Here is a 17,463-nt window from a genome sequence, read left to right on the forward strand (position 1 = left end):
TGTCAACAAGCGGTGCCTGCCACCTTATAAAAAGTAAGAAACCACCCCAGCAACAGCTTCCTTCATAGATCTGGCCAAGTTTGGTTTGTTCAGTTGCTCGAGTGTGAGCCGGGTGGAATCGTGGATGTCTTTGTCCAGTATGTCCTTTATTCGGTCAATAAAGTTTGGGTCGTAGATGTAGCAATTGATTTCTTGGTTTAAAAAGAGGCTGCGTTTGTCAAAGTTCGCGGTACCGATGTCGGCGACCTTGTCATCAATGACGATAGTTTTGGCATGGTAAAAACCTTTATTATACTGATAAACCAATGCGCCTTCCCGAAGCAGCGTCCGTAAATAGCGGAACGACGCCTCTTTCACGAGTATGTGATCAGAAACTGACGGTACAATGATTGTCAGACAGACGCCCCGCTGCACCGCCTTCTGCAGCTCCGCAAAAATCTTCCTGCTTGGAATAAAGTAAGGTGTGCCGATGGTAATCGATTTTTCGGCCAATTGGATGAGACTGATGAACATACATTCCAGCTGATTGGCTTCCGTTGGAATAAATTGCTGGCGGACGTCACCTTTAGGCAATTTCGGGAAATACTTCGCCACACCCTGCAAATCAACTCCCGTGCATCGTTCCCAATCCATCAGAAACTCACTTTGTAAAAAATTGACGCTTTCACTGCCGATTTTTAGATGATAATCGCGCCATGGGCCAAGGCTTGGGTCTTCGTCAATATATTCCTTTCCAATATTAAACCCGCCAAGATAGCCAATTCGCCCATCTATAATCGAAATCTTACGGTGGTTCCGGACCTGCATCGAGTAAAAAAGATAGGGGAGCTTCACCGGATTGCTGAAGGCAAACTCTACCCCCGCCGCGCGCAGCTCTTTTATCGCCGCTCCTTTTACTTTCCAGCTGCCAAGCCGATCCAGCAGCAAGCGAACCTCAACTCCGGTCCGTGCTTTTTCTTTTAAAATTGAAAGAAATTCCTGACTAAAGACATCATCCTTTACAATATAAAACAATACATGGATATGTCTTTCTGCCTCGCGCAGCACGGAAAAGTAGTCGTGAAATAGCTCCTTGCCATGAGTAAAAATGTCAAAATCACCATGCAGGATGGGAGTTTCCATTTTTCTTACAGAAGAATGATGCTTCTGTCGCCCTAGACAAAAGTCCAGAATAAGCCATATAATGAAAAGTAAGACAATTCCGAAAAAAATGACTAAAAAATTCATTGGAAAACCTTCCTCCAATCAGTTTCGTTAGTTTTTCCAACAACAAACATTTCTATAAGTTAGTAAAAATGGATTGACTGAATGCTCATTCATATTATAATAGAGTTAAGGTAAGTTCAGAAAATTTGTTATTTTTAACAACAAGTAAAAAACTTAGAGGAGAAATCAACGAAAGGGGCTTATTTCATGAATGGACTTTTATGGGTCAACCTTATTGCCTTCTTGGCCGTAACCGCTTACGCGCTCAGCTTGTTCGTCTATGTTGTCAAAACACGGATCGAATATATGAAGCTTGGCAAAAAGGAAGAGTTTGACAACAATGTCAAAGAACGTCTGCAAAAAATCTGGGTTATGGTATTCGGGCAGAAGAAGCTTTTAAAGGATAAAAAGAGTGGTGCCATCCACGTTATGTTCTTTTACGGCTTCATTCTTGTTCAATTTGGAGCGATCGATTTTATTTGGAAAGGGATTGCACCAGGCTCCCACCTTCCGCTTGGACCGCTTTATCCGGCATTTACATTCTTCCAGGAGATCGTCACTTTAGTCATTTTAGTGGCAACTTTCTGGGCATTTCATCGTCGTTATGTTGAGAAACTTGTCCGCTTAAAGAGGGGCTTTAAATCTGGTCTTGTCTTAATCTTTATCGGCGGCTTAATGATTTGGGTGCTATTAGGAAACGGAATGGGCATCATCTGGCATGGTGAAGAAACTTCCTTGGCAGAACCAGTGGCATCTCTCATTTCAATTATCTTCGCCGGTATTGGTAAAACAGCAGCAGTGTCCATCTTTTATGTGGCATGGTGGCTGCACTTGATTTTCTTATTGGCCTTCTTAGTATATGTGCCGCAAGGAAAACACGCTCACTTAATTGCCGGTCCTGCAAACGTTTACCTGAATCGTTTGGATAAGGCAGGTAAATTGAGAAAGATTGACTTCGAGGACGAAACTGCCGAATCATTTGGCGTTGGAAAAATTGAAGACTTCACACAACTGCAAATGATGGACTTCTATGCTTGTGTAGAATGCGGCCGCTGTACAAATATGTGTCCGGCAACCGGCACAGGCAAAATGCTGTCGCCAATGGATTTAATCGTGAAAATGCGTGATCACCTTACCAACTATGGTGCGGCTGTAACGCAAAAGCAGCCATGGGTGCCAACCTTCGCATTTGCGAATACAAAGGGCAACCAAATTGCACTTGCCGCAGCTGGTCAAGGCGCGTCTGAAACAGCTGCAACTTCCGTCTACAGCCCAAGCTTGATTGGCGATGTCATCACCGAAGAAGAAATCTGGGCTTGTACAACCTGCCGTAACTGTGAAGACCAATGTCCGGTTATGAACGAGCACGTTGAAAAAATTATTGACCTTCGCCGGTACCTAGTTTTAACAGAAGGAAAATTGGACGCTGATGCACAGCGCGCGATCACTAACATCGAGCGTCAGGGCAACCCTTGGGGCTTGAACAGAAAAGAGCGCGAAACATGGCGCGAAGCCCGTGAAGACGTTGAAGTTAAAACTGTAAAAGAAATGAACAAAGCTGGCGAAGAGTTCGAGTACCTGTTCTGGGTTGGCTCAATGGGCTCTTACGACAACCGCAGCCAGAAGATTGCGTTGTCGTTTGCGAAGCTATTAAATGAAGCAGGCGTGAAGTTCGCTATCTTAGGTAACAAAGAAAAGAATTCTGGCGACACAGTCCGCCGTTTAGGTAACGAGTTCTTGTTCCAGGAACTTGCGAATAATAATATCGCTGAAATTGAAAAGGCAGAAGCGAAGAAAATCGTGACAATTGACCCGCATGCCTACAATATTTTCAAAAACGAATACCCTGATTTCGGGTTGCAGGCTGAGGTTTACCACCATACGGAGGTTCTTTTTGAACTAGTCCGCGATGGCCGTTTGAAGCCGAAGCATGCCGTGAACGAAACGATTACGTTCCACGACTCTTGTTACTTGGGACGTTACAACGACGTTTATGATGCACCGCGTGAAATCTTGAAGGCTATCCCAGGCGTAAAGCTAGTGGAAATGGAACGGAACCGCGAGAAGGGAATGTGCTGCGGTGCCGGCGGAGGCTTGATGTGGATGGAGGAAGAAACTGGACACCGCATCAACGTGGCACGTACAGAGCAAGCATTATCGGTGAACCCATCCGTCATCAGCTCTGGCTGTCCATACTGTTTAACAATGCTTTCCGATGGTACGAAGGCCAAAGAGGTTGAAGATAAGGTTGCAACCTACGATGTGGCCGAGCTGCTTGAAAAAGCCGTCTGCGGTGAACCTGTGGCAGTGGCATCGTAAGACTGAAAATTGAATTTTAAAATAGCAGAGGTTGATTGCATACGCAGAAAAATTTTAGGAATTTTGTGTAAAACAATTCAACTTCTGCTATTTTTTTTGTAAAATAGAATAAGTAGATTAAAACGCTTACATTTCCTTTTTAATTAAATGCGTGGGCAGGGTAGTCCCCTGGACCTGCGTTAGTTTTTGCAACAGTGTTGAGCGAGCGTTCAGTCGATGATGAAATCAGCACGCTCCCATTTTTTATGTATCAGTGACTGAAAATTGGGAAAAGGCATAATTGTTTTTTGAAATAAAAACAGGGGAAAGGGATGTTTCGAATGGGTAGAACGGTTATTTTAAGCGGGGTTAGAACGCCTTTTGGTAAATTCGGCGGGGCATTGAGCAGCTTTAGCGCCTCTCAGTTGGGCGGTATAGCCATTAAAGAAGCGGTACAGCGTGCTAATGTGAATCCAGAAGACGTGCAAGAAGTGATTTTTGGATCAGTCCTGCAGGGGGGACAAGGGCAAATCCCATCCCGCCAGGCGGCGCGGGGCGCCGGGCTTCCATGGGAAGTCAAGACTGAAACAATCAACAAGGTCTGTGCATCAGGTCTGCGCAGTGTAACACTGGCTGACCAAATCATCCGTGCTGGCGACGAGGAACTCATCGTGGCAGGCGGTATGGAATCAATGTCAAATGCTCCGTATATTTTGCCAAAAGCAAGATGGGGCCTAAGAATGGGCGACGCGTCGGTTCAGGATTTGATGACTCATGACGGATTAAGCTGCAGCTTCACCGGCGTGCACATGGGAACGTACGGGAACTCGACCGCTGAAGAGATGTCGCTTAGTCGCGAGGCACAAGATGAGTGGGCATTAAGAAGCCACCAGCGGGCCATTGAAGCAATCGAGAGCGGCAAGTTTGCCGAAGAGATTGTGAACGTAGAAGTACCGCAGCGCAAAGGAGCGCCGGTTGTAGTCAAGCACGATGAAGCGCCGCGGAAAGATACCTCTTTGGAAAAATTAGCGAAGCTTGGACCGGCGTTTAATGGCGAAGGTACCATCACAGCCGGAAACGCACCAGGGGTCAATGATGGAGCCGGTGCTCTCGTGTTGATGAGCGAGGAACGTGCGGAGCGTGAAGGCCGGCGGGTAGAAGCGGTCATCATCGGCCAGGCGGCGATCGCAGTCGAAGCCAAGGACTTCCCACAGACACCAGGACTTGTCATCAATGAAATTTTACGAAAAACTGGCCGCAGCCTTGAGGAAATTGACTTGTTTGAAATCAACGAAGCGTTCGCGGCCGTAGCGCTGGCGAGCGGTCAAATCGCCGGCTTGGATCCGGAAAAGGTCAATGTCAACGGCGGTGCGGTTGCCCTTGGCCATCCAATTGGCGCAAGCGGAGCGCGCATCATCATTACTTTGTTGCATGAGTTAAAGCGCCGCGGCGGCGGGATTGGCATCGCGGCCATCTGCAGCGGCGGCGGCCAGGGCGATGCGATTATGATTGAGGTGCCGAAGAGATAACTAGTGGAGGCTTACTCGCGGATAAGGGAAAATACTCTCGGATAGAGTGGCTTATCTCTCGGATAAGGGAAAATACTCTCAGATAGAATGGCTTATCTCTCGCATAAGGGAGAAATACTCTCGGATAGAGCTAACTTACTCTCGAATAGGGAAGGAACTCTACGCTGTTGAATAGAAAAAAAGAAAACAAAAGTCGCGGCCGGTTTCTGTTTTCCGGCCGCCAAATCGGAGGGGAAAACATGAAAGTTGAAAAGGTAATGGTAATTGGGGCTGGCCAAATGGGCTCGGGAATCGCCCAGGTTTGTGCACAAGCGGGCTACAAGGTTGTCTTAAATGACTTAAAATCGGAATTTGTCGAGCGCGGACTAGGGGTTATCAACAAAAACCTATCCCGCAATGTAGATAAGGGCCGCATGACCGAGGAGCAAAAGCAAGAGGTGCTTAGCAACCTGACTCCATCAACAGACCTGCAAGACGCATCCGGCGTGGATCTTGTCATCGAAGCAGCTGTTGAAAACATGGAAATCAAAACAAAAATCTTTGCGCAGTTAGACGAAATTGCGCCGGCGCATGCGATTTTAGCAAGCAATACCTCCTCGCTGCCTATCACGGAAATCGCGGCAGCAACGAAGCGCCCGGAAAAGGTCATCGGTATGCACTTCATGAATCCGGTGCCTGTTATGAGGTTGGTGGAAATCATCCGCGGCTTGGCAACGGCAGATGAAGTGTATCAAGTCATCGAGGACATGACAAAAACGTTATCCAAAGTGCCTGTAGAGGTAAACGACTTCCCTGGCTTTGTAGCCAACCGCGTGCTAATGCCGATGATTAACGAAGCGATCTATACATTATACGAGGGCGTGGCCACGAAGGAAGCCATCGACGAAGTAATGAAGCTTGGCATGAACCACCCAATGGGGCCGTTAACGCTCGCCGACTTTATCGGACTGGATACTTGCCTTTACATCATGGAAACATTGCACGAAGGCTTTGGCGATGACAAGTACCGCCCATGCCCGCTGCTGCGTAAATATGTAAAAGCAGGCTGGTTAGGTAAGAAAACCAGACGTGGATTTTACGTATACGAATAACAGAATTTAGCTTTGCAACTGTCTATCCATTGGCGGACATTAAATATTACAAATATAGAAAGATAGAGATAACGATATGGTCTACTCGGGAGATAATTTTTTCAAGAATAGCAGTAGGGGTCTTAAAAATAGGGGTAGCAAGATTCAAGCAAAGAATACAGAATCCTCGAGAAAGGGGCATTAAAAATGAGTACGGTCACACTACTTTCTCCAAAAGGGGAGTTCAGCATGAATCTTACATTCACACAAGAGCAAGAAATGATGCGCAAAATGGTGCGCGACTTTGCCGCCATTGATGTTGCGCCGTTTATAGAAAAAATGGAGAAAGGGGAATTTCCTCGTGAGATTCTCCGCAAAATGGGCGGGCTTGGCCTGATGGGCATCCCGGTTCCAGAGCAATACGGCGGAGCTGAGATGGATTTCACCTCCTATATCATCGCCATTAATGAGCTTTCTAAGGTTAGCGCGACGATGGGCGTAATTTTGTCGGTGCACACATCTGTTGGCACGAACCCGATTCTTTACTTTGGAACGGAGGAGCAGAAGCAAAAGTACGTACCAAAGCTGGCCGCTGGTGAATACTTAGGCGCTTTCTGTTTAACGGAGCCGAGCGCCGGGTCGGATGCTGCCAGCATGAAGTCGCGAGCGGTTCGCGACGGCGACCATTTTGTAATTAACGGTTCCAAGGTCTTCATCACCAATGGCGGCGAGGCCGACGTTTACATCGTTTTTGCAAAAACCAATCCGGAATTGGGCGCCAAAGGGGTATCGGCCTTTATTGTTGAAAAAGATACCTCTGGACTGGTGATTGGCAAGGACGAGAAAAAGATGGGCCTGCATGGCTCGAGAACGGTGCAGCTTACTTTTGAGGATATGCGCGTTCCGGCCGAGAACCTGCTTGGTGCTGAGGGCGAAGGTTTTAAAATTGCGATGGCCAACCTCGATGCCGGCCGCATTGGAATTGCTGCCCAGGCGCTCGGGATTGCCGAGGCCGCACTGTCGGCCGCAACCGAATATGCTAAGCAGCGCCACCAGTTCGGCAAGCCGATTGCTGCCCAGCAGGGGATTGCTTTCAAGCTCGCTGATATGGCGACAAATGTAGAGGCTGCTAGATTACTAGTTTACCGTGCTGCTGATTTGCGTGGGCAGGGCTTAAAATGCGGCATGGAGGCGTCCATTGCGAAGCTTTTTACAACAAGAACAGCAGTGGAGGTGGCGACCGAGGCGATTCAAGTCTTCGGCGGCTACGGCTATACGGAGGATTACCCGGTTGAGCGCTACTTCCGCGATGCCAAAGTGACGGAGATTTATGAGGGCACAAGCGAGATTCAGAGGATTGTGATTAGCAAGCATCTTTAAGGATGGAATTGTAGATATCCTTTGAAATTTTGTTGATATATTTTAAAAATTGTAGATATCCCTTTAAAATTTCTTTTGTAGATATATTTAAAAATTTGTAGATATCCCATCAATATTTGTAGATAAAACTAAGGAGGACACCCAAAATGAACTTCAAATTAACCGAAGAACATGAAATGATTCGCAAAATGGTGCGCGATTTTGCGCAAAACGAAATTGCGCCAACGGCTGCTGAGCGTGATGAAGAAGAGCGCTTTGACCGGGAGATTTTTGACAAAATGGCGGAGCTTGGCTTAACCGGAATTCCATGGCCGGAAGAGTACGGCGGCATCGGCAGTGATTATCTTGCTTACTGTATCGCGGTTGAAGAGCTTTCCCGCGTCGATTCGTCTGTTGGAGTTACCCTTTCCGCACACACATCTCTTGCCAGCTGGCCAATTTACAAGTTCGGTAATGAAGAGCAAAAGCAAAAATACCTTCGTCCGCTGGCTGAAGGCTCAAAAATAGGTGCTTATGGCTTGACCGAGCCAGGCAGCGGCTCTGATGCAGGCGGAATGAGAACGACGGCACGCCTTGAGGGCGACCACTACGTGCTGAACGGTTCAAAAATTTTCATCACCAATGGCGGCGAGGCCGACATTTATGTCGTATTTGCACTAACCGATCCATCCAACAAGCAGCGCGGCACAACAGCGTTTATCGTTGAAAAGGATTTCGCGGGATTCTCTGTTGGGAAAAAAGAAAAGAAACTGGGCATTCGTTCATCACCGACAACAGAAATTATTTTTGAAGATTGCAAGGTTCCGGTTGAAAATAGACTTGGTGAAGAGGGCGAAGGCTTCAAAGTCGCGATGATGACACTGGATGGCGGCCGCAACGGCATCGCGGCGCAGGCAGTCGGTATTGCTCAAGGCGCTCTTGATGCAGCAGTTGACTATGCAAAGGAACGCGTTCAGTTCGGCAAGCCGATCGCTGCGAACCAAGGAATCAGCTTCAAGCTTGCCGATATGGCAACGAATATTGAAGCTGCCAGACTATTAACCTATCAGGCAGCATGGCTTGAGTCCAACGGCCTCCCATATGGCAAAGAGTCCGCCATGTCAAAGCTGTTTGCCGGCGATACCGCGATGAAGGTAACAACAGAAGCAGTTCAGGTGTTCGGCGGCTACGGCTATACGAAGGATTATCCGGTCGAACGCTTCATGCGTGATGCAAAAATCACGCAAATTTACGAGGGCACTCAGGAAATTCAGCGCCTTGTTATTTCTAGAATGATTACGAAGTAAAACGAAAAGCTAAAAGCGCCTTGACCAGGGGCACGAGGCTAGACGAGCCAGCGAGAAGGCTCACTTTTAGCCTTCTTGACGGATTGGCTTTAGACCTTCGAGCCCCTAGGCGCTGTAGCTAGACAAGGAGCGGTTCGAGCGCGATGAATAAACGGGAGGTTCAGGCCTCAGTCAAAGATGAGCGCCTCGTGCAAAAGAGGCGCGACCAAATGATCAAAGGGGCCGTTGCACTTTTTAAAGAGAAAGGGTTTCATCGGACAACGACCCGGGAAATTGCCAGAGCAGCGGGATTTAGCATCGGGACGTTGTACGAGTACATCCGGACGAAGGAAGATATTTTATATCTGGTCTGCGACAGCATCTATGATCATGTGAAGGAGCAGCTGGAGGAGAACCTTGATCACAAGCAAGGGACATTAGAGAGCTTAAAAGTGGGAATCTCAAACTTTTTCCATGTTATGGATGAATTGCAGGACGAAATCCTCGTTATGTATCAGGAAGTAAAATCCTTATCAAAGGACGCTCTTCCATATGTGTTAAAAAAGGAATTAGAGATGGTTGCCATGTTTGAAAATATGCTCCTTAAATGTGTGGAGAATGGCGAGTTAGAACTGTTGGAAAAACAAATCAAAATCATCGCCCACGATATTTTTGTCCAAGGGCAAATGTGGGGCTTCCGCCGCTGGGCGCTCCGGAAGCTGTTTACTCTGGACGAATACATTGAACTGCAGACGGAGTTTATTTTTAAAGGGCTTGGGGAAAAAAGGGACGGTTAAGGACAAAACGAGGGTTACTTACGAATTTTAAAAAACAAGGGGGCCAAATTGAGATGAGTACAACCGGAAAATATCAGCCGAAGCATCATATTCGCTTTGTGACCGCGTCGAGTTTGTTTGACGGCCATGATGCTTCCATCAATATCATGCGGCGCATCCTTCAATCAAGCGGGGCCGAGGTCATTCACCTTGGCCACAACCGCTCGGTCGAGGAAGTGGTCAACGCCGCCATTCAGGAAGATGCCCAGGGTATCGCGATCTCCTCTTATCAAGGAGGGCACGTTGAATACTTTAAATACATGTACGACCTATTAAAAGAAAAAGGCGCACCACATATCCGCATTTATGGCGGCGGCGGGGGCGTTATCATCCCAAGAGAAATCAATGAACTCCAAGAGTACGGCATTTCCGGCATCTTCTCACCGGAAGACGGCCGAAAGCTCGGTTTACAGGGCATGATTGACCTCATGATTCAAGAGTGTGATTTTTCAACAGTCTCTTCAGAAAATATCCCGGAGCAAATCGAAAAGCTGCCGACGGGTGACATGAATGCCGTTGCCAAGCTGATTACAATTGCGGAAAATCATGTGGACCAAAAAAATGAGGCGGCTGCAACGGCTGAGCAGGTTCTTGAAAAAGTGAAGGAGCTTGAGAAGTCGATTCCGGTTATCGGTATCACCGGTACGGGCGGGGCTGGAAAAAGCTCGCTGACCGACGAGTTGATCCGCCGTTTTATCAACGAGTTTCCAGCCAAAAAGGTTGCTATCCTTTCCGTTGACCCAACCAAGCAAAAAACGGGCGGTGCGCTTCTTGGCGACCGCATCCGCATGAATGCGATTTTTTCACCGAACGTTTTTATGCGAAGCCTAGCAACACGGGCTTCGAAATCAGAATTATCGCTGGCCATTAAAGACGCCGTAGCGGTCACGAAGGCAGCCGGATTTGACTTGGTGATTGTCGAAACAAGCGGAATCGGCCAGGGCGACGCCGGCATCACGGAAATTTGCGATGTTGCAATGTACGTCATGACCAGCGAGTTCGGGGCACCATCCCAGCTTGAAAAAATCGACATGATTGACTTTGCCGACCTGATTGTTATCAATAAATTCGAACGTAAGGGCTCCGAGGACGCAAAACGCCAGGTGCAGAAGCAGTACCAGCGCAGCCATATGCTTTTTGAAAAAGATCCATCCGAAATGCCAGTGTACGGCACAATCGCCAGCCAGTTCAATGACCCTGGCACAAATGCTTTATTTGCGGCTCTCGTTGAAAAAATCAATGAAAAGGCTGCGACCGATTGGGTGACTTCATACAGCAAAGAGGCGAAGGTTGAAAAGCAAAACATCATCATCCCGACGGACCGCCGCTATTACTTACGGGAAATTTCCGAGACGGTTCGCGGCTATCATAAAAAAGCGGAGCAGCAGGCGAATATTTCCCGGAAATTATTCCAGTTGGAAGGCGCTATCGAAGCTGTGAAGGGTCAGCCGGAAGTAGTGGCAGCTCTAGAAGCGGTTAAACAGGAAACCGAAGCGCAGCTGACACCAGAGTCAAAGCGTATTCTTGACGGCTGGGAAAAAACAAAAGAAGCGTACTCCGCAGATAAGTTCGTCACGAGAATCCGCGACAAAGAAATCATTACAATTTTAAAAACAAAGAGCTTATCAGGGCTTGATATTCCAAAAGTGGCTTTGCCGAAATACAAGGATTACGGTGAAATCCTGCGCTGGGTGTATCGTGAGAACCTACCGGGCTCATTCCCGTACACAGCAGGGGTATTCCCGTTCAAGCGTGAAGGGGAGGATCCAAAACGCCAGTTTGCCGGCGAAGGCACACCGGAACGGACGAACCGCCGTTTCCACTATTTATCGAAGGACGATTCGGCAAAACGCCTCAGCACCGCCTTTGACTCGGTGACCCTATACGGGGAAGACCCGGATTACCGTCCCGACATTTACGGTAAAGTCGGCGAAAGCGGCGTCAGTGTTTGTACGTTAGATGACATGAAAAAGCTGTACGATGGCTTCGACCTTTGCCACCCATCGACATCCGTTTCGATGACGATCAACGGTCCAGCGCCAATCATCCTCGCGATGTTCATGAATACGGCAATTGACCAGCAAGTGAAACGTAAAGAAGCTGAACTAGGCCGCGTTTTGACTGTCGAAGAATTTGCTGAAGTTCGAGCCTATACGCTGAAAACTGTCCGCGGTACGGTTCAGGCTGATATTTTAAAGGAAGACCAAGGCCAAAATACATGTATTTTTTCAACAGAATTTGCTTTAAGGATGATGGGGGATATCCAGCAATATTTCATCGACCATCTGGTGCGTAACTATTATTCTGTGTCGATTTCCGGGTACCATATTGCCGAAGCGGGTGCGAACCCGATTTCGCAGCTGGCATTCACTTTGTCTAACGGCTTTACCTACGTTGAGTACTATTTAAGCCGCGGCATGAACATTGATGACTTTGCGCCAAACCTGTCGTTCTTTTTCTCGAATGGCTTGGACCCGGAGTACACGGTGATTGGCCGGGTGGCGAGGCGCATTTGGGCAACCGTGATGCGCGACAAGTATGGTGCCAACGAGCGCAGCCAAAAGCTGAAGTATCATGTGCAGACATCAGGTCGTTCGCTGCACGCGCAGGAAATCGATTTTAATGATATCCGCACCACGCTTCAGGCATTGATGGCGCTGCACGATAACTGTAACTCGCTGCATACGAACGCCTACGATGAGGCGATTACGACACCGACCGAGGAATCGGTGCGTCGGGCAATGGCGATTCAGATGATTATCACTAAGGAGCACGGCTTGACGAAGAATGAAAATCCGCTTCAGGGCTCGTTTATCGTAGAAGAGCTGACTGATTTAGTTGAGGAAGCGGTACTTCAAGAGTTTGAACGGCTGAATGACCGCGGCGGCGTCCTGGGTGCAATGGAAACCCAATACCAGCGCGGCAAGATTCAGGATGAGTCAATGCACTATGAAATGTTAAAACATACGGGCGAACTGCCGATTATCGGTGTGAATACGTATTTGAATCCAAATCCTCCATCCGAGGAAGCGATTGATAATATGGAATTGGCTCGGGCGACGACAGAGGAGAAAGAGCTGCAGATTCACAATTTGCGTGCCTTCCAGGAAGCGCACGCAGCTGAATCAGCTGCAGCACTGAAGCGGTTGAAGGAAGCAGCCACAAGCGGCGGCAACATCTTTGCCGAACTTATGGAAACCGTCAAAGTCGCGAGTCTCGGCCAAATCACACGCGCCCTATACGAAGTAGGCGGACAGTATCGCCGAAATATGTAATGAGTGGAGGCGTTAATCAAAAGGGGGGCACTTCCCCTTTTTTGTTTTTTTAAAAATATTTTCCAATATTATGATATATCCTATATAATCAATATAGTATTTTACCTCCAGAGGTTATGGGCAGGTGTCAGCTTATGAGAGTAAATCATATAATCATGGTTTTAATAATTACGGCCTGGCCATTATATTATCTTTATGAACTGCAACTAGGTGCTGTTTCGTTCCTGTTGCTGGCCATCTTCTTTTTGTACATATCTCTTAAAGAGCTAAAAATAGTAAGAGAACAGATTAAAAAGAATGAAGAGAAGCCAAAAAAGGAAAAAATCAAGTAAAACAAACAGCTAGAACTAGCATAAACCTCTAGAATTTGTTTATAATGAAGAATATGTATTTTTATAGAAAAGCGGAAGCGCCTTGCCCAGGGGCGACAGGCATAAGACGAGCCGTCCTGAAGGTTGTTTTTTAACCTTCAGGACGGATTGGCTTATGACCCCGAGCCCCTAGGCGCTGGAGCTAGACAACGAAAGATTAGCCCTTATTCATTCTACATAAGAGTGTTAAATAGAGAAAGGAAGTGCCGATATTGAGTTTAGCAATGTACTCAAAAGAGGAGCTGCAAGAGTTATCGCTCATCGAAATGGCTTATGAATTTATGAAAAATAGTAAGCAGCCAGTTGCCTTCGCCGATTTAGTGAAGGAAATTTCCAAGGCTGCGGGCATTTCTGAATCAGAAATGCGTTCTCGTCTGGCACAGTTTTACACCGATTTAAATATTGATGGACGATTCTTGACTTTAGGTGAAAACCGCTGGGGACTTCGCGTTTGGTATCCGGTTGATACTCAGGAGGAAGAAGTTGTCGCAGTCGTCAAATCGAAGAAGAAGAAGAAGAAGGTTGTCGAAGACGAGGATATCGATGAAATCGACGAATTTGAAGAACTTGATGACGAAGACTACGACGATGTCGACGACTTTGAAGAGGAAGATGATCTCCTTGACGATGAAGAGGAGAACCTTGACGAGATTGATGAAATCGACGACGAATTCGAAGATGAAGATGATGTTCTTGAGGATGACGAAGAACTTGAATTCGAAGATGATGAAGAACTTGAAGATGACCTGGAAGAGGAAGAAGAACTTGAACTAGAAGATGTGGAAGAGGACGAGGATCTCTAACTCTGATTACCTCACATTTGGTGAAATGAGTCAGGTATGAGGCTTGACTTTTTCACCAGCCCCTTGTATCATCTTGTTTGGGCTCCTTAAAAAGGACCATTCGAACGAATGTATACGCGCTCCCTTACAATGCGTAAGAGGAGCGCTTTTTATTTTGATAAAAACCCAGCTTTTATGGGGTTTTTTATTTTTTGGAGCAGCAGAAAAATAATTTTTGCAAAAATACCCTTTAACATTCTGAATAATGCACAAACTGTATCTGAGGGGGAATATTTACATGACAAAGTATATTTTTGTAACTGGCGGTGTCGTTTCATCGCTTGGAAAAGGGATTACCGCCGCATCTTTAGGACGCTTATTGAAAAATCGCGGCTTAAGCGTGACCACTCAAAAATTAGACCCGTACATCAACGTCGACCCGGGAACAATGAGTCCGTATCAGCACGGAGAAGTGTTCGTAACCGATGATGGTGCGGAAACGGATTTGGATTTGGGCCACTATGAGCGTTTTATCGACATTAACGTAAACAAGTACAGCAACGTGACAACTGGAAAAATCTATTCCACTGTCCTTCGCAAAGAACGCCGCGGCGACTACCTGGGTGCGACCGTCCAGGTTATCCCGCACATCACTAACGAAATCAAGGACCGCGTGTTCCGTGCCGGTAAAGAAACAAACGCTGATGTGGTTATTACGGAAATCGGCGGAACGGTCGGTGATATCGAGTCCCTGCCGTTTTTAGAGGCAATCCGCCAAATTAAGAGCGATATTGGCAGTGAAAACGTAATGTATATTCACTGTTCACTAGTTCCTTATATTAAAGCGGCCGGCGAAATGAAGACAAAGCCAACCCAGCACAGCGTAAAAGAGCTGCGCAGCCTTGGCATTCAACCTAATATTATTGTTGTTCGTACTGAAATGGAAATTTCTCAGGATATGAAAGATAAACTAGCGTTATTCTGTGATATTGATGCAAAAGCAGTCATCGAGTGCCGTGATGCCGATACGCTATACTCCATTCCGCTTGCTTTGCAGGAGCAGAACATGGACCAAATCGTTTGCGACCATTTGAAGTTACAAACTGGGGAAGCGGATATGACTGAGTGGAAAGCGCTGGTTGACCGTGTGCTGAATCTTGCCAACAAGACTCGCATCGGGTTAGTCGGTAAATACGTGGAACTTCAGGATGCCTATATTTCCGTAGTTGAAGCGTTGAAGCATGCTGGTTACGCGTTTGATTCCGATGTAGAAATTAAGTGGATTAATGCTGAAGAAGTGACTAGCGAAAATGTGGTGGAACTTCTTGATGAGGTAGATGGAGTGCTGATTCCAGGCGGCTTCGGCGACCGTGGTGTCGAAGGGAAAATGGAAGCGATCCGCTATGCGCGTGAGTCCAAAAAGCCATTGCTTGGTATTTGCTTGGGCATGCAGCTGGCGACTATTGAATTCGCCCGCAATGTGCTTGGCTACAAAGATGCTCATTCTTCTGAGTTCGTACCGGAAACTCAGCATCCGATCATTGACCTGCTTCCAGAGCAGAAGGATGTCGAGGACCTAGGCGGAACGTTACGTCTTGGTCTGTACCCTTGCCGTGTTGTTGAGGGAACAAAAGCCCATGAAGCGTACGAAAATAATGTCGTTTACGAGCGCCATCGCCATCGTTATGAGTTCAACAATCATTATCGTCAGGAAATGGAAGAGGCAGGCTTTGTTTTCTCCGGGACAAGCCCAGACGGCCGTTTAGTGGAAATCATTGAGTTGAAGGATCACCCATGGTTCGTGGCATCCCAGTTCCATCCGGAATTCATCTCTAGACCAAACCGCCCGCAGCCATTGTTCCGTGACTTTATTAAGGCTACTATACAGAAATAATTTTTTTGAAAAAATAAGACCAGTTATCCGGGTGCGGGACTGGTCTTTGTTTTTTTGGGGCTAAAAATGGGGAGTGGCGAGTAAAGGATTTGGCGAGTAAAAGTAAAAAATGAGCGAGTAAATCATGAAATTTGACGAGTAAATTTCAATTTTAGGCGAGTAAATCAAAACGGCCCTCATTACAAGGACCGTTTCGCTTACATTTCGTATTCCGCTATAATTTCTTCAATCGTAAATTTCAATCCATAGTACACAAACAAGGCTGCCATCGAGGATGGATACCCAATTCGGTTCCCAAACTCGTCCGGCAGCAAGCCTTTTGTCAGTCGCAAATCAATATGAACATCAGCAATTTCCGCTAGTCCACCCGTAGATTCATCGACCGCAGTCGAAACAGCCACAAACGGAATCCCTTTTTCCTGAAGTTGACTCGCAATCGACAAAGGTGCCTCATCCGTAGAAGTCCGCGCGAAAATCAAGACACGATCGGCGATATCCAGGTCAGCCACAGACTCCATAGACAAAGCTCTTGCGGATTTTAAAGGCTCAGCACCATCCACAGCTTCAGCTGCAACAGCCTTCATTTCTTTTTCACCATAAATATAAATAGAGCCGTCGCCGACAGGGGCTTGGGCAAGCAGGCGGGCGGCATCCTCAAACGCAAACTCTTCTTTTTCCTCTATTCTTTTAAATAAACCCGTTAATTGGGTAGTGAACATTTTTAACATAAAAACCCTCCTCATATGCACTAATATTATAGACCTTTTTATGAAAATGCCAAAATAATTAAAATTCCATAAAATAACATGTGCAGTTTCTTAAAATGATGCAGGATTTTTTTCTCGGGAGGGAGAATTTAATAATGATATATACATATTGAGTCTATTAAATGAGGGAAGAGGTGGAAGAATGAAGGAGAAAATTTTAATCGTTGACGACCAGTTTGGCATCCGCATTTTATTGAATGAGGTTTTTCAAAAAGAAGGGTATCAGACCTTTCAGGCTGCCAACGGAGTGCAGGCGCTGGAGATTGTGAAAACACATGACCCGGACCTTGTGCTGCTGGATATGAAAATTCCAGGCATGGACGGGATTGAAATTTTAAAAAGAATGAAAGTGCTCGACCCGGACATTCGTGTCATCATTATGACCGCCTACGGTGAACTGGACATGATCCAGGAAGCAAAAGACCTTGGCGCCATCACCCACTTTGCCAAGCCGTTTGATATCGACGACATCCGTGCCGCCGTCAGAAAACATATCCCGCAAAAAACGAATTAATATATTTTTATGAAAAAAAGCAACGTTATCGTTTGCTTTTTTTCAGCTAATAGGAATTATAAATTTTTCTAAAATTTATAATTTCCTAACGCATAAATTCAACTACGCCTCTGTCTTCGTCCTATCGGACTCGCCAATCGGCGAGTTTTCATTTATCCAGTGGAATGACGGCGTTTTCATTATGACACTTTTGCAAAACGCTGATAGATTAATAGCAATTCTTACTTTCTTTTGATATGATACATAGTGAAAATTTGATTGGCTGCTATCTTTTGG

The 17,463-nt window shown here is 46.6% G+C and carries 13 protein-coding genes; 11 read left to right on the forward strand and 2 right to left on the reverse strand.

Translation table 11 applies throughout. The features are described 5' to 3' along the window. Nucleotides 1–24: 24 nt before the first annotated feature. The gene (gene cls, locus KHA99_RS08875; protein WP_213117102.1) at nt 25–1,227 is read right to left on the reverse strand and encodes a cardiolipin synthase; all 1,203 of its coding nucleotides are present in this window, start codon (nt 1,225–1,227) and stop codon (nt 25–27) included. Between the two features lie 186 nt (nt 1,228–1,413). Between cls and KHA99_RS08880 the strand changes: the two genes are divergently transcribed. The 10 genes from KHA99_RS08880 to pyrG all read left to right on the forward strand — a co-directional run bounded on the left by KHA99_RS08880 (nt 1,414) and on the right by pyrG (nt 15,906). Continuing rightward, nucleotides 1,414–3,525, forward strand: coding sequence for a heterodisulfide reductase-related iron-sulfur binding cluster (locus KHA99_RS08880; RefSeq protein WP_213117103.1), 2,112 nt, complete (start codon nt 1,414–1,416; stop codon nt 3,523–3,525). Nucleotides 3,526–3,845: 320 nt separating this feature from the next. Further along, nucleotides 3,846–5,033 carry an acetyl-CoA C-acetyltransferase gene (locus tag KHA99_RS08885; RefSeq protein WP_213117104.1) on the forward strand — a complete coding sequence of 396 codons (1,188 nt, stop codon included), beginning with the start codon at nt 3,846–3,848 and terminating at the stop codon, nt 5,031–5,033. Between the two features lie 239 nt (nt 5,034–5,272). Next, the gene (locus tag KHA99_RS08890; RefSeq protein WP_213117105.1) at nt 5,273–6,124 is read left to right on the forward strand and encodes a 3-hydroxybutyryl-CoA dehydrogenase; all 852 of its coding nucleotides are present in this window, start codon (nt 5,273–5,275) and stop codon (nt 6,122–6,124) included. Nucleotides 6,125–6,352: 228 nt separating this feature from the next. Beyond that, on the forward strand, nt 6,353–7,483 hold the full coding sequence (locus tag KHA99_RS08895; RefSeq protein WP_213117958.1) for an acyl-CoA dehydrogenase: 1,131 nt from the start codon (nt 6,353–6,355) through the stop codon (nt 7,481–7,483). Between the two features lie 146 nt (nt 7,484–7,629). After that, entirely contained in the window at nt 7,630–8,769 is a 1,140-nt protein-coding gene (locus KHA99_RS08900) for an acyl-CoA dehydrogenase (RefSeq protein ID WP_213117106.1), read from the forward strand. A gap of 143 nt (nt 8,770–8,912) precedes the next feature. Continuing rightward, nucleotides 8,913–9,545 (forward strand): TetR/AcrR family transcriptional regulator, encoded by a 633-nt coding sequence (locus KHA99_RS08905; protein ID WP_213117107.1) that lies wholly within the window; start codon nt 8,913–8,915, stop codon nt 9,543–9,545. Between the two features lie 53 nt (nt 9,546–9,598). Further along, complete coding sequence (gene icmF, locus KHA99_RS08910; protein WP_213117108.1) at nt 9,599–12,859, forward strand: fused isobutyryl-CoA mutase/GTPase IcmF; 3,261 nt, start codon at nt 9,599–9,601, stop codon at nt 12,857–12,859. A gap of 134 nt (nt 12,860–12,993) precedes the next feature. Continuing rightward, nucleotides 12,994–13,191, forward strand: coding sequence for a hypothetical protein (locus tag KHA99_RS08915; RefSeq protein ID WP_213117109.1), 198 nt, complete (start codon nt 12,994–12,996; stop codon nt 13,189–13,191). Between the two features lie 242 nt (nt 13,192–13,433). After that, nucleotides 13,434–14,033: a DNA-directed RNA polymerase subunit delta gene (gene rpoE / locus KHA99_RS08920; RefSeq protein ID WP_307852031.1), complete on the forward strand. Its 600-nt coding sequence runs from the start codon at nt 13,434–13,436 to the stop codon at nt 14,031–14,033. A 277-nt stretch (nt 14,034–14,310) separates the two neighbouring features. Beyond that, nucleotides 14,311–15,906 (forward strand): CTP synthase, encoded by a 1,596-nt coding sequence (gene pyrG, locus KHA99_RS08925; protein ID WP_213117111.1) that lies wholly within the window; start codon nt 14,311–14,313, stop codon nt 15,904–15,906. Nucleotides 15,907–16,103: 197 nt separating this feature from the next. Here pyrG and KHA99_RS08930 read toward each other — a convergent pair whose 3' ends face one another. After that, complete coding sequence (locus tag KHA99_RS08930) at nt 16,104–16,634, reverse strand: DUF2529 domain-containing protein (protein WP_213117112.1); 531 nt, start codon at nt 16,632–16,634, stop codon at nt 16,104–16,106. A 181-nt stretch (nt 16,635–16,815) separates the two neighbouring features. Here KHA99_RS08930 and KHA99_RS08935 point away from each other — a divergent pair, with 181 nt between their 5' ends. Then, nucleotides 16,816–17,187, forward strand: a complete 372-nt coding sequence (locus KHA99_RS08935; RefSeq protein WP_213117113.1) for a response regulator — start codon at nt 16,816–16,818, stop codon at nt 17,185–17,187. Nucleotides 17,188–17,463 lie beyond the last annotated feature (276 nt).

The organism is Neobacillus rhizophilus (assembly GCF_018343535.1).
Lineage (GTDB): Bacteria > Bacillota > Bacilli > Bacillales > Cytobacillaceae > Neobacillus > Neobacillus rhizophilus.

Bases quoted from the DNA above. Each gene is read 5' to 3' on its own strand.
- KHA99_RS08880 (WP_213117103.1), top strand. From the start codon at position 1,414: ATGAATGGACTTTTATGGGTCAACCTTATTGCCTTCTTGGCCGTAACC.
- KHA99_RS08895 (WP_213117958.1), top strand. From the start codon at position 6,353: ATGAATCTTACATTCACACAAGAGCAAGAAATGATGCGCAAAATGGTG.
- KHA99_RS08905 (WP_213117107.1), top strand. From the start codon at position 8,913: ATGAATAAACGGGAGGTTCAGGCCTCAGTCAAAGATGAGCGCCTCGTG.
- pyrG (WP_213117111.1), top strand. From the start codon at position 14,311: ATGACAAAGTATATTTTTGTAACTGGCGGTGTCGTTTCATCGCTTGGA.
- KHA99_RS08935 (WP_213117113.1), top strand. From the start codon at position 16,816: ATGAAGGAGAAAATTTTAATCGTTGACGACCAGTTTGGCATCCGCATT.
- KHA99_RS08915 (WP_213117109.1), top strand. From the start codon at position 12,994: ATGAGAGTAAATCATATAATCATGGTTTTAATAATTACGGCCTGGCCA.
- icmF (WP_213117108.1), top strand. From the start codon at position 9,599: ATGAGTACAACCGGAAAATATCAGCCGAAGCATCATATTCGCTTTGTG.
- KHA99_RS08930 (WP_213117112.1), bottom strand. From the start codon at position 16,634: ATGTTAAAAATGTTCACTACCCAATTAACGGGTTTATTTAAAAGAATA.
- KHA99_RS08900 (WP_213117106.1), top strand. From the start codon at position 7,630: ATGAACTTCAAATTAACCGAAGAACATGAAATGATTCGCAAAATGGTG.
- cls (WP_213117102.1), bottom strand. From the start codon at position 1,227: ATGAATTTTTTAGTCATTTTTTTCGGAATTGTCTTACTTTTCATTATA.
- KHA99_RS08890 (WP_213117105.1), top strand. From the start codon at position 5,273: ATGAAAGTTGAAAAGGTAATGGTAATTGGGGCTGGCCAAATGGGCTCG.
- KHA99_RS08885 (WP_213117104.1), top strand. From the start codon at position 3,846: ATGGGTAGAACGGTTATTTTAAGCGGGGTTAGAACGCCTTTTGGTAAA.